At 49.2% G+C, this 13,771-nt stretch carries 5 protein-coding genes; 4 read left to right on the plus strand and 1 reads right to left on the minus strand.

From position 1 onward, the window contains the following. The first annotated feature begins 25 nt into the window (after positions 1 to 25). Both ACFQZT_RS14705 and ACFQZT_RS14710 read left to right on the plus strand, forming a co-directional pair. Complete coding sequence (locus ACFQZT_RS14705) at positions 26 to 685, plus strand: 4'-phosphopantetheinyl transferase family protein (protein ID WP_379301049.1); 660 nt, start codon at positions 26 to 28, stop codon at positions 683 to 685. A 79-nt stretch (positions 686 to 764) separates the two neighbouring features. Further along, a complete protein-coding gene (locus ACFQZT_RS14710; protein WP_379301051.1) occupies positions 765 to 2,210 on the plus strand; it encodes an alpha/beta hydrolase family protein in 1,446 nt (481 codons plus the stop codon). A gap of 97 nt (positions 2,211 to 2,307) precedes the next feature. Here the strand turns inward: ACFQZT_RS14710 and ACFQZT_RS14715 are convergent, their stop codons facing one another. Then, entirely contained in the window at positions 2,308 to 3,900 is a 1,593-nt protein-coding gene (locus ACFQZT_RS14715) for a PGAP1-like alpha/beta domain-containing protein (protein WP_379301053.1), read from the minus strand. A 467-nt stretch (positions 3,901 to 4,367) separates the two neighbouring features. Between ACFQZT_RS14715 and ACFQZT_RS14720 the strand changes: the two genes are divergently transcribed. Both ACFQZT_RS14720 and ACFQZT_RS14725 read left to right on the plus strand, forming a co-directional pair. Continuing rightward, entirely contained in the window at positions 4,368 to 5,171 is an 804-nt protein-coding gene (locus ACFQZT_RS14720; RefSeq protein WP_379301055.1) for a thioesterase II family protein, read from the plus strand. Between the two features lie 31 nt (positions 5,172 to 5,202). Then, positions 5,203 to 13,771, plus strand: an 8,569-nt coding sequence (locus tag ACFQZT_RS14725; RefSeq protein WP_379301057.1) for a non-ribosomal peptide synthetase, incomplete at its 3' end; no start/stop codon positions are given.

Consider the following 13,771-nt stretch of genomic DNA (forward strand, 5'->3'; position numbering starts at 1 on the left):
TCTGCTCACGCTGCAAGTTTTTGCCGTGCATCTAACGCAAGAGTTGGATAGATGTAAGTTTAACCGGATGTTCCATCAGTTATCGCCGGAGAAGCAACGTAAGGTAGGACGGATGTTGAAATATGAAGACGCTGTACGCTCGTTGGTGGGGGAGCTATTGGTCAAGTATGCAATTGGCATGATGACCAATCTGCCTCACCATTTGATACGTTTTAGCGTGAATGCATATGGAAAACCGTTTCTTGACGGCAATGACGCCGTCTGCTTCAATGTCTCACATGCTGGAGACTGGGTCGTTTGTGCTATTGATGCTGACGACGTGGGAATCGATGTGGAGAAAATGCAGGTGATTGATTTTCAAATAGCCCGTCAATTTTTTTCAGCTATGGAGTATATGCAATTGTTAGCGTCACCTCCTTCGCTTCGTTTGGATTATTTTTTTGACATATGGACGTTAAAAGAAAGTATGATCAAAGCAGACGGGAGAGGGCTTAGTCTCGCTTTGGATTCGTTTAGCATCCTCAAGCAAGGTTCCGAAATGCAATTGATTGCCGGTGGCGAGATGCCGAACTATCATTTTTTCCAATATGAGATTGATCCGGCCTATAAGCTATCCTTATGTGCGAAAACCCGGCATTTTCCTGCTCATGTCACTCCCGTTAACATTAACCTGCTCGATACATAAATTTCGAATCTCCTCCGAATTCTTATATTATGAGTGCAATTGGCACATAATGGAAGAGACAACCGGAAGGGAGGCGACCATGCGAATATTCGAGATCATGCTGCTTGTAAGCAATTTAGTGGCATGGATTGTTGATGGCTGGATTAGACGAAAAGCAGTTAGGTTGGCAGGCTGCTTGGCCGTTGCTGGAATGGCCCTGCTTCACTTTATTTTCGAAGGCTACAGATGGCAAATGATTCCGTTCTATGTGCTGACAGCGGGCTATATGCTGTACTTATGGGTAAAGGCAAGGCGGCATAATAAGCCAAGCAAGCGATCAAGCTCCATTCGGCGCTTCTTGCTGCCGTTCTTATTGGCTGTTTCTGCGGTATTGCCGATCCTGATTCCCGTTTTTAAAATCGATTCGCCATCCGGTCCTTATTCGGTCGGAACGGTCACGTACCACTGGATCGACGCTTCAAGAGAGGAAACAATGACGGACACCCCTGATGATCGGAGAGAGCTTCTCGTCCAATTATGGTATCCTGCTCAAAACAAACTAGGCGACTCAAAGGCGCTGTATATACCTGAGTACCGCCAGTTAGGTCAAGTGCTTCAGCAGGATTACAACATCCCTGCATTCATGACCCATTATTTACGTTTGGTGCAAACTAACGCTTATGCGAATGCCCCTCTTTCTGCAGAGCAAGCTGCATATCCGCTCATCGTATTCTCGCACGGGCTGCCGGGAGCACGGTTTACGAGTACGACCCAAATGGAGGAGCTGGCAAGCCACGGCTATCTTGTCGCCGCCATACAGCATAGCTATTTTGCGATGACGACCATATTTCCCGATCAGCGCGTTGCGCCCAAGACGAAAAAGCTCCCATCCGTGATCGATATCGACGGTTGGGATCAATTGATCGAAGTCTGGGTGAAGGATGCGCAGTTTGTACTGGACCAATTTGAGAGGCTGAACAAGCAAGATCCGCAAGGACTGCTAACCGGCAGAATAAATCTGGATCAAATCGGCATGCTGGGCCATTCCTTTGGAGGAGCGGCAACGATTCAAACGCTCAATGCGGATCATCGGCTAAAAGCCGGTATCAACATGGATGGAACACATTTCGGCAAACCTGTTGTAAACGGGTTAAAGCAACCTTTTATGCTGATGAAAACAGAAGCAGAGGCAACAAGTAAAGATTTGGAACCGAATGAACAGCAGCTGGCGCAAATCGGAGTTACCAAACAGGCTTACGACAAATATAAGACAGAGATTCCGCTCCGAAATCGCGCCTTGTTCGGGAACGGTCGTGGCTACGAAGTAACCATCCGTGGGATTAAGCATATGAGTTTTACGGACTATTATTTATGGTCACCGGCTCTTCGCCTCATGGACGGACTTCAATTATCCCCCATGCAGGCTCGACATGTTATCAATAGGTATGTGCTTGCATTTTTTGATACTTATTTGAAGCAAATGCCCACTGCGCTTTTGGATGAACCGGTACCGCCATTTAAAGAAGTAACGGTAATGAAAAAATGATATTCTGCAAAAAAAACGGGGCTGTCCCAAGGTCTGAATCGACCTGAGGGAGAGCCCCTTTGTACCACTCATCGTGCAAACATTTACAGGAAATGGTTTAGTGCCTTTCACCCTTCTCGTCGATGTAGATGGAACGAATCATTGTTCTTTCGAAAGGAACACCCTTATCGGTTTGCCCCTTTACGATGAATGAAGCTTGGTAGACGCCCGGACTGCTTGCGTCGGTAAGAGATATATCGCTGTCCTCTTCTATAGATTCGAGGACTTTTAATTTTGTCGCTTGCTTTTTGCCGTCACTGTGGATGCCATCAGGAGTGAAGTCAACTTGGTATTGCACGTTAAGCTTGCCTCCTTTGAATGAAGCCTTGTCCCGCCCGATCTGAGCCTTCGTCTTCTCCTTGTTAAGCTTCAATTGAATCGATTTGTCCAGATCGGAATCGTATTGAACGGCCATCAAGTAGCCGCCGGGTTTAGCGCTTTGCGCCTTGAATGTCCATGCTCCCTGCTTGGGATTTTTCACCTCGGCAATGTGATGCCAAGCATTTTTGAACACTTGTTCTTCTTGATATGACTTAATTTTGATATTCGCTTGCGCCCCGGTAGGCGAAATCAGTTCCGCCTGGTCTGCCTTCTGATCGGAGATCCAGTCGATGGTAATGCTCCGAACATCGTTTTCCACGAGAAAGCTTTCACTCGCTGTTCCATTGTGCGCTCCGCCACGTACGAGCAAATTGCTCGCTGTCCCGACAGTTTTCTCCTGCGAAGCATCGGAGGGTTGATTGCTTGCTATCGTGACTAGGTCGCCAGGAACGTTAACTTTAGCTGAAGCGGTGCCAGTGGCGGTTAAATACGGTTTGAATAAAGAAAATGTCGAAGATCCTTTACGGATCGTATTATGGTCCCACTCTCCGATTTTAACCATTGTGCCTTTAGGTACATAAGAGCTGTTTACGGTCACCACACCGTCGTTATTCCCGAATAGGGATAAGTAAAGACCGCCGGCAAAGTAGGAGCTGCTGGGTGATTCGGCCCAGCCTGTTCCGGCAAATGTATAGAACTTATTGAAAGAGCTATTCGCATTCGAGTCAGTAAGCGAGCGGAAGTAGTTCATGTATGAGGTTTGCATGGAATAAGTTGCGTCGTTTTTGTAGCCGATCAGGTCGGCGAGCCATCCTGCCCAGCTTGAATAAGCAAGATCGGCCAACTCAGAACCGTGATGCGGGGAGCTGAGCGTAATCACATTAGAAACGTACGGATAAGCATTGTAGTGGACAAGAGCAGCTTGCGTATCCACGCCCCCCTTGCTGTGTGCAACGATCACAAGCTTCTTGTTAAAGTATTGGGAAATGACGGCAATTTTTTGTGCCAACAGCTGTCCGTTGTCCCACATATTTTTTGGCGTTCCGCCCGAATCGTTCAGTTCGATAAAAGCCGTCTGATATCCGTTGTTGTAAGCTGTCTGATACATGTCATTGGTGTCATACCAAGAACCGGCATTGCTGCCGAGACCTTGTACGAATAAAATAACGGGCAACTTCGAATTCAGATTGGGTGGCGTCGCCCCAGGCGCCCATGTACCTGGGACACGGGACAGGTTAGGGTTAGAGACGGCGGCAGTGGCAGGCGCGATCACGAAGCTTACTACCAGCATGAAAGCTAGAATGACGGAGGCGGTAAATTTCTTCATCATTTCATTCCTCTCAATTCATATTCAATCTTGGACTCTACAGTACAGATTCATTATGGCTGGCCAGCCAATTTAATTATCGCATTATTTTCCTAATTATGTAATTTAATTGTTTATGAAGAGAGGGCTTTATGCTGCATTATAATTAATATTTATAAAGAAGATTTAATTTAAATAATCTCAAAGCTGGAGCGGATTGCTTGTATATTGCGGCTTCTTGCAGATTAATGCTGATATTTTACGGTATTAACTTTCTCGCAATTCATAGTTCGTTCACATAAAATTTAATAATTTCCAGTATTTTCTTTATAAACATTTCTTATTCAGTTAACACTACGCTAATAAATCAACATTAACTTTAAATAAGGGTCAGGTACATTTTTGGTGACTGGGGGGAAATAGCAATCTGTTAGGTTTTAACGAAGTTAAAGGTTCCTAAGTGGTAAAAAAAGAGTGGAAGAGGTAGAGATATGTCATCCAAACTTCATTCATGGTTCTTGAACGCAAATGTGAATTCCCGCGCCAACCTTCGCTTGTTTTGCTTTCCATACGCCGGAGGCGGAGCTTCGGTGTTTCGTGAATGGCCACGTTTTTTTCCAAAGCAAGTTGAAGTATGCCCCGTTCAGTTGCCTGGCAGAGAAAGTAGGGGGCTTGAAGCCCCAATGACCTCATTGACGCAAATTGTCCAAGCGATTGTTGTTGAAATCGAACCGTTGCTGCATATCCCCTTTGCATTTTTCGGCCATAGCATGGGCGCATTGATTGCCTATGAAACAGCACGCCAAATCAACAAAAAATATGGAAAACACCCTGTTCATTTATTTGTTTCCGGACGTTCTGGTCCTAATCTGCCTTATACGAAGAAAAAGCTTCATCAGCTTGCGGATGCCCCGTTCAAAGATGAGTTGAGACGGATGAACGGTACGCCTGAAGCAGTGCTGCAGCATCAGGAATTGATGCAGCTGCTGCTGCCAAGGCTCAGGGCTGACTTTGAAGTATGCGAAACGTATGCCTACACCCAGGATCAGCCGCTGCAGTGCCTGATATCCGCATTCGGCGGGAATGCGGATTACGATGTCAGCATCGCCTCTTTGGCTGCATGGAATGAACACACGCTTAACGAATTTAATCTGCATATGTTTGACGGAGATCATTTCTTTCTGCATAAAGAGCAAGACAACGTCATGCAGACGGTTATCGATAGCATTTACCCAATCCCTGCGATCCCTACTCAGAAGCAAGTCGTTCACACAGGAAACGTTATCTGGCTTTAGATAGAGAACTATACATGGTGGAGGGAACCCAATGTCGAACCAACCGACTCACCCGTTAACTCATGCGCAAAAAAGAATTTGGTACACGGAGAAATTTTATCCGGGCAAAAGTATTTCCAACCTGGGCGGTACGTTAAATCTAAAAGATGCAAATTTGAATTATGAATTGTTAAAACAAGCGATCAACGACTTCGTCAGGCTGAACGACTCCATTCGTCTGCGTGTTTTGGATGAGCACAGCAGTGAACCGCGTCAGTATATTGCTGAATTTGCGCCCTTCGAAATTCCATTCTATGATTTTAGCGGCCAAGATGATGCCGATGCACTCGTACGTGAATGGGGCGAAAGAGGCATGAGAGTGCCTTTTCACCTTCACGATGCCGACTTGTTTGAGTTCGCTATTCTCAAAATTAGCGGTGGCGAAGGTCGTGTATATATCAAAATACATCACCTGATCTCGGATGGGATCTCTATGGTGCTGGCGGTCAACGAAATCATCGATATCTATGTAAGTCTTGTGAATGGGACGGACACACTTCCGAATAAGCAGTTTTCGTATGTGGACTACGTTCAATCAGAGCCTGAATACGAGGCTTCGGACCGTTACCAGAAAGATCAAAAATTTTGGCATGAGGAATTTCAGCATATACCGGAATTTACAAGTTTGAAAACATACGATTTGTATCGAGTCAACACGGAAGCGGCGAGAGAATCGATGATCATTCCACCGGCGCTCCGCGATGAGATTACAGGATTTTGCAAAGAACATAACGTCAGTTTATTTACGCTGTTCGTGGCTATGCTATTTACATACATGTACCGCGTTACTTCTCAAGAAGATCTCGTGCTTGGCACCAATTTTTCCAATCGTACGAATGCGAAAGAAAAAAATATGCTGGGCATGTTCGTCAGCACGACGCCGTTTCGGATGCAGGTAGAACCCGAGCTAGACGCGCTGTCATTCATTCGCAAGGTCGGCAAAAAACAGATGAACATTTTCAGATATCAAAAATACCCGTATAACGTACTTGTTAATGAATTGCGGGAAAAGCACAGCGACATCAGCAGGCTGTTCGGCGTATTCGTGGAATACCAAGTTATGGAGTGGCAGAAAAAGGATCAGATCGAGTATGTGACGGAACCGTTCGGCAATGGGCACGAAGCCAACGACTTCATCATACATATCAAAGATCGTATGGATATCGATCAACTGCAGCTGGATATCGATTATCGTACGGGCCTATATACGCGTGAAGAAATCTCAGCCATGTTGGAACACATGCTTGTGCTGCTTAAAGATGTACTAGACAATCCGGGCAAGCCGTTGTCTGAGCTGGAGTTCTGCACGGAGCAGGAGAAACATCGGCTGTTGCATATTTTATCAGGGATTGATGCCGATTATCCGGCGGAGCAAACCATCCACGGGATGTTTGAATTACAGGCGGAGAGGGTTCCGGATCGCATTGCGGTCCGTTTCGGCAGAGAGAGCCTTACCTACCGTGAGTTGAACGAACGCGCTAACCGATTGGCTAGAATGCTTCGCGATTACGGCGTAAAGCCTGACGATCGGGTCGGTCTGATGGTAGACCGTTCTGTGGAAATGATCGTAGGCATCCTTGCGATATTAAAAGCAGGCGGCGCTTATGTCCCTCTGGATCCGGATTATCCCGAAGAACGTATCCAGTTTATGCTTGAGGACAGCGGGTCCCTGATTTTGCTTACGGAAGTACATTGGCAGGGAAAAGCGCCGTTTACGGGGATTGTTTTGGCGATCGATATGGAGCGGCTTTCTTATGGTGAAAGTACCAATTTGCCGGTCGTCAATCAGCCGTCCGATATGGCTTATATCATCTATACCTCCGGTACGACAGGGAAGCCGAAGGGAGTTATGATCGAGCATCGCAATGTGGTCCGATTGCTATTTAACGACAAGCTGCAGTTTACCTTTAGCGAGAATGACGCCTGGACCGTATTTCATTCGTTCAGCTTTGATTTCTCGGTATGGGAAATGTACGGCGCCCTATTGTATGGGGGAAAATGCGTGGTAGTTCCGAAAATTATTGCGCAAAATCCGAAAGATTTCGCCGGGCTGCTCCGGCAAGAAAATGTAACCGTGCTGAATCAGACGCCTACAGCATTCTATGCGTTGATTAATGAAGAGCTGCAGCTGGAAGACAGCATGCTTGCGATCCGATATGTCATTTTCGGCGGCGAGGCGTTGAACCCGATGATGCTGAAGCCATGGCGGCACAAGTATCCGGAGACGAAGCTGATTAATATGTACGGCATTACGGAAACAACGGTGCATGTTACGTTTAAAGAGATTGGCGAACAGGAAATCGAAACGAATGTTAGCAACATCGGAACGCCGATTCCGACGTTGACCTGCTATATTTTTGATCCAAACAAGAATCTTGTGCCCATGGGCGTAGTGGGTGAAATGTACGTAGGCGGAGCAGGCGTTGCCAGAGGCTACTTAAACCGTGACGAACTGACGCAGGAGCGTTTCATCATGAATCCGTATAAACCGGGCGAGCGGTTGTACAGATCCGGCGATTTGGCCAAAATGCTTCCAAACGGTGAGATGGAGTATTTGGGCCGGATCGACAATCAGGTGAAAATACGCGGACACCGTATCGAAATCGGCGAAATCGAAACCAGATTGCTTCAGCACCCCAGGATTCAGGAGGTAATCGTGGTCGCGCAACAGGATGCGCAGGGGCAAAATTATTTGTGCGCCTATTTGATTAGCGATACGGAGCTCATGGTTTCTGAACTGCGCATGCATCTCGCGCTGGAGCTTCCGGGCTACATGATTCCTTCGTATTTTGTACATTTGGATAAAATGCCGATGACAGGGAATGGAAAGATTGACCGCAAAGCACTGCCAAGACCAGCAGGTTCCGCTGTGACGGGCCGTGAATATATGCCGCCAAGCACTCAAACGGAAGAACAGATTGTTCTGATCTGGGAGGAGATCCTGGAGCAGGAGAGAATCGGCCTGCTAGACAACTTTTTTGAACTGGGCGGACATTCTTTAAAGGCGATGCAGATCATCTCGCGCATTCATCAGCTTCTATCCGTAGAGCTTCCGCTGCGCGTTTTGTTTGAGACGCCAACGATTGCAGAGATTTCTCTTTATATCGATCAAGCGACTAAAGAAACTTACACCTCGATTTTACCCGCTGAACAGCAGGAATTTTACCCTCTATCCTCATCTCAGAAGCGACTTTATGTGCTCAACCAGTTCGAAGGCACGGGAACGACCTATAATATGCCTGGCGTTTTTACCGTAGAAGGACCGCTTGTTCCAAGTCAATTGGAAGCCGCCTTCAATCGATTGGCTGCTCGTCATGACATGCTTCGCACTTCTTTTCACACCTTGGATGGACACCCTGTGCAAAAAGTACACGAACACGTAAATTTTACCATTCAACATTATCAACATGGGCCGGATGACGCTATCGAGGTTCTGGTTTCTAAATTTGTCCGGCCATTTGAACTGGATCAAGCGCCATTAATTCGAATCGGACTTGCCAAAATCGCCGAACATCGCCATCTGTTCCTGTTTGACATGCATCATATCATCTCCGATGCGCTGTCGATCGAGATTCTCGTTGGCGAACTGGCGGCATTATACCGGGGCATGGAACCTGCGGCCACACCTGTGCCTTATACAGATTTTGCGGTCTGGCAAAACCATGCTTTGGAGTCAGGCGCATTAAATAAGCATGAAGCATATTGGCTTGAAACGTTTGCCGGGGATATTCCTGTACTGGGTATGCCTACGGATTTCCCGCGACCTTCGGTGCAAAGCTTTGAAGGCGACAGCATCATGTTCGGTACGGGCCATCAATTGATGGTCAGACTAAACCGTCTTGCCGCAGAAACGGGGACGACGATGTACATGCTGCTGCTTGCCGCATACAACGTTCTGCTTGCCAAATATGGGAATCAAGAGGATATCGTTGTAGGGACACCGGTGGCAGGCCGACCGCACCCGGATGTGGAGCATACGATCGGCATGTTTGTCGGTACGCTGGCGCTCCGCAACCGGCCAATGGCAAGCTTGAGTTTCCGCGCTTTTCTGGAGGATGTGAAGCAGAACGCACTGCTTGCTTTCGAGCATCAGGATTATCCGTTCGAGCTGCTCCTGGAAAAGCTGGATGTCGCTAGGGATATGAGCAGGAATCCATTATTCGATACGATGTTCAGCTTACAGATGAGAGACCTGATGAAGCTGGAAATGGGCGATTCATTGACTTTCGTGCCTTCCATGCCGGATAACCGTATCGCCAAATTCGATCTTTCCTTGGAAGCGACGGAGAAAGAACTGGAGCTTGTCTTCCAACTGGAATACAGCACCAAGCTGTTTGCGAAATCGACAATGGAGCGTCTGGCTGGACATTATATCGAAATTTTGAAAAGTGTGACGGAAAGTCCGGATATCGCATTGACGGATATCGCCATCGTAACGGGGGATGAAAAGCGGCTGCTCTTGGAACGGTTCAATGAGACGCACCGCGCATATCCGTCAGGAAAGACGTTCCCGGAACTCTTTGAAGAGCAGGCGAAGAAAACGCCGGATCAGGTGGCAGTCGTTTGCGAACAGGATATGCTGACGTATCGGGCGCTTAATAGTATGGCGAATCAGCTCGCGCGGAAGCTACGTCTGAAGGGGATTCAATCGGAGAGCGTTGTTGGGATTATGGTGGAGCGTTCAATTGATATGTTGATCGGCGTACTCGCAGTTTGGAAAGCGGGAGGCACTTATTTGCCGATCGATCCCGAGTATCCGGACGAACGGATCGGGTACATGCTGGCGGATAGCCGTGCGGAGCTGTTGTTATCCAATCGGGCACTTACAGGCCGGGTCGTTTTTGATAAAGAAATCATCTGTTTTGAGGATAACGGGTTATACTCAGAAGCTTCGTCCAATCTGGGGATCAGCCCTAGCGAGAACCAACTTGCCTATATCATCTATACATCCGGTACGACAGGCCGTCCCAAAGGCGTTATGATCGAACACGGCAGCTACACGAATGTGGCTTTCGCCTGGAGAGAGGCGTATCAGCTGGATACGTTCCAGGTCAACTTGCTGCAGATGGCGAGCTTCGCATTCGACGTATTTGCCGGGGATATGGCCAGAGCCTTGCTGAACGGCGGCAAGCTGATCATTTGTCCGAATGATGTAAAGCTCGATCCGGCTTCGCTCTACGAATTGATTCGGAACTATCAAATCAATATTTTTGAATCGACGCCGGCGCTCATCGTGCCTTTGATGCAATATATTTACGATCAGGGGCTGGACGTAAGCCAATTGAAGCTGCTTATTCTGGGTTCGGACAGCTGCTCTGCCGAAGATTTTGCCCAGCTGCGTACTCGCTTCGGCGGTGCTATGCGAATTGTGAACAGCTACGGCGTGACGGAAGCATGTATCGATTCCAGCTTTTACGAACACACCGAAGCAACACTACCGTACTTCGGCAATGTGCCGATCGGAAAGCCGCTGCCGAATATGGAATTTTATGTGCTGGATCCGCAGCTCAGACTGCTGCCCATCGGGGTTCCCGGCGAACTTTGCATCGGCGGATCCGGGGTTGCGCGCGGTTATTACAATCAGCCGGAGCTGACCGCTGACAAGTTTGTGGATAATCCGTTTGTGCCTGGGGGACGCATGTATCGCACGGGCGATATGGCCAGATGGATGCCGGATGGTAACATTCAATTCCTCGGAAGAGGCGACCATCAGGTTAAAATAAGGGGCTACCGCATCGAATTAGGTGAAATCGAAGCTAGCTTGATGAAGCACAGCAGCATCAAGGAAGCCGTTGTCATCGCCAGGGACGACCGCATGCAGCAAAAATATTTGTGCGCCTATCTTGTTGCGCGGAATGAGCTGACGATTGCGGAGCTTCGCGGCCATCTGTCAACCTTGCTGCCGGCATATATGGTCCCTTCCCAGTTCGTGCAGCTTGACAAAATGCCGCTTACGCCAAACGGAAAATTGGACCGTAAAGCGCTGTTGGCGCACGACGGCGGAATGCACTTCGAAAGCACTTTTGTCGCTCCGACGAATGTGATGGAGGCGAAGCTGGCCTCCGTGTGGCAGGAGGTGCTGGATCATGACCAAATCGGCATTCATGACGATTTCTTCCAGCTCGGCGGCCACTCGCTGAAAGCGATGATGCTCATCTCGCACATGCACAAAGCGTGCGGTGTCGAAATACCGCTGCGCACGTTCTTCCAAGCGCCGACGATTGCCGCTGTCGCCGCATTCATGCTCCGTTCGGATGAGCAGAGTTATTTAGCCATAGAGCCCGCGCCGGTAAGCGCGCATTATCCGGTATCGCCTTCGCAGAAGCGGATGTATGTGATCCATCAGTTGGATGAGACGGGCACAAGCTATAACATGGCGGATGCCATGCTGGCGGAAGGAAAGCTGGATCGTGAGCGGTTTACGGACGCGTTCCGGGGACTGATCCGCAGGCACGAAGCGCTGCGTACTTCCTTCCATACCGTGGACGGCGTGCCGGTGCAGAAGGTGCATGCTGAAGTCCCGTTCGACGTTGAAGTTATCGAGGCGAATGAGGATAACGTTGCTGCAATCATAAACGATTTCGTTAAGCCATTCGATTTAGGTCAAGCACCTTTGATGAGGGTTGGTCTTGTAAGTTTGTCTGCGGAACGTCACTTGCTGCTATGCGATATGCATCACATCATCTCCGATGGTATTTCCGTATCGGTGCTCATTCGTGAATTTGCCGAATTGTATGAGGGCGGCGACCTTCCTGAGCTCCGTTTACAATATAAAGATTTTGCCGTATGGCAGAACGAACGCTTGTCAAATGAGGTGCTGAAGCGCCAGGAAACGTACTGGCTGGACGCTTTTGCCAGTGAAATCCCCGTACTCGATTGGCCGACTGATTATACCAGGCCGCCCGTGCAGAGCTTTGCAGGAGAACGCCTCTCTTTTGACACAGGCATGGTGCTGCTGAAGGAATTGCACAAGCTGGCTGCGGATTCGGGGACGACGCTTTACATGGTGCTGCTTGCCGCCTATAACGTGCTTGCAGCGAAATATACCGGCCAGGAAGATGTGATCATCGGTTCTCCGATTGCCGGAAGACCGCACGCGGATATTGAACATACAATCGGTATGTTCGTCAACACGCTCGCGATCCGCAGCTTCCCTAAGGCCGATAAATCGTTCCGGCAGTTTTTATCGGAAGTGAAGGAAGCGTCCTTGAAGTCCTTTGAAAATCAAGATTATCCGTTCGAAGAGCTCGTCGAAAAGCTTGACGTACGCCGTGATTTGAGCCGCAATCCGTTGTTTGACGTCTTGTTCGTGCTGCAAAATACGGGGGATGATACGATTCGTACCGCTGATCTTGCCGTTTCGCCGTATGAATTTGAACGAGGCATCGCGAAATTCGACCTGTCGCTTGAGGCGGCCGAAACCGATGACGGACTATCGTTCCACCTGGAATACTGTACCGCTTTATTTCAGCGTGCGACTGCAGAACGGATTGGGCAGCATTTTCTGCAACTTTTGCAAGTTGTAACTACCGATTCGGATATCAGGTTGGCGGATATCGATATGCTGACTGACGCGGAAAAAATTCAGCAGTTGCAGGAGTTTAACCAGACTGGGGCGACATTCCCGCAGGATCAAACGATCCACGGCTTGTTTGAGGCGCAGGTCCTAAGGACACCGGATCGCATCGCTGCTACCTGCGGCGAGGAGCAGCTGACGTACTGTGATCTGAACGAACGCGCAAACAGTCTGGCTCGCGTACTCCGCAGCCATGGCGTTGGGCCGGACGACAGGGTCGGCCTGCTCGCAGAGCGCTCGCTCGACATGATCGTCGGCATCATTGCGACGCTCAAAGCCGGCGGGGCGTATGTGCCGCTGGATCCGGACTATCCGCAGGAACGCACGCAGTTCATGCTGGAGGACAGCGGTGCCCGCGTTATGCTGGCACAGCCTCATCTGATCGGAAAAGTGCCTTTTGACGGCGTCACGCTGGACATGAGCGATACCGAGCTGTACGCCGGGGATACGGCAGATTTGGAACCGATGGGCGGACCGCAAGATATGGCCTACATCATTTATACGTNGCTGCACGGCGGCAGATGCGTAGTTGTACCGAAGACTACGGCGCAAAACCCGAAGGCATTCGCGCACCTGCTGCGGCAGGAGGGCGTGACGGTGCTGAACCAGACGCCGACCGCGTTCTATGCGCTGATCCATGAGGAGCTGCAGCGTGCAGATAGCGGGCTTGCCGTCCGCTATGTCATCTTCGGCGGGGAAGCGCTGAATCCGGTTATGTTGAAGCCGTGGAAGGCGAAGTATCCGGACACAAGGCTGATCAATATGTACGGGATTACCGAAACGACCGTGCACGTGACTTACAAAGAAATAACGGATCGCGAAATCGAAACGAACCTGAGCAACATCGGCCGTCCGATCCCGACGCTGACGAGCTACATCTTCGACGCGCAGCGCAGGCTGGTGCCGATCGGCGTCGTCGGCGAGCTGTACGTAGGCGGGGACGGCGTCGCACGCGGGTATTTGAACCGCAAGGAGCTGACTGAAG

The sequence above is a fragment of the Paenibacillus sp. GCM10027628 genome (genome assembly GCF_042676385.1).
In the GTDB taxonomy this organism is placed as follows: domain Bacteria; phylum Bacillota; class Bacilli; order Paenibacillales; family NBRC-103111; genus Paenibacillus_E.

What these genes read in the sequence shown, in the direction of transcription:
- ACFQZT_RS14720 (WP_379301055.1), top strand. Translation starts at nt 4,368, where the DNA reads ATGTCATCCAAACTTCATTCATGGTTCTTGAACGCAAATGTGAATTCC.
- ACFQZT_RS14715 (WP_379301053.1), bottom strand. Translation starts at nt 3,900, where the DNA reads ATGATGAAGAAATTTACCGCCTCCGTCATTCTAGCTTTCATGCTGGTA.
- ACFQZT_RS14710 (WP_379301051.1), top strand. Translation starts at nt 765, where the DNA reads ATGCGAATATTCGAGATCATGCTGCTTGTAAGCAATTTAGTGGCATGG.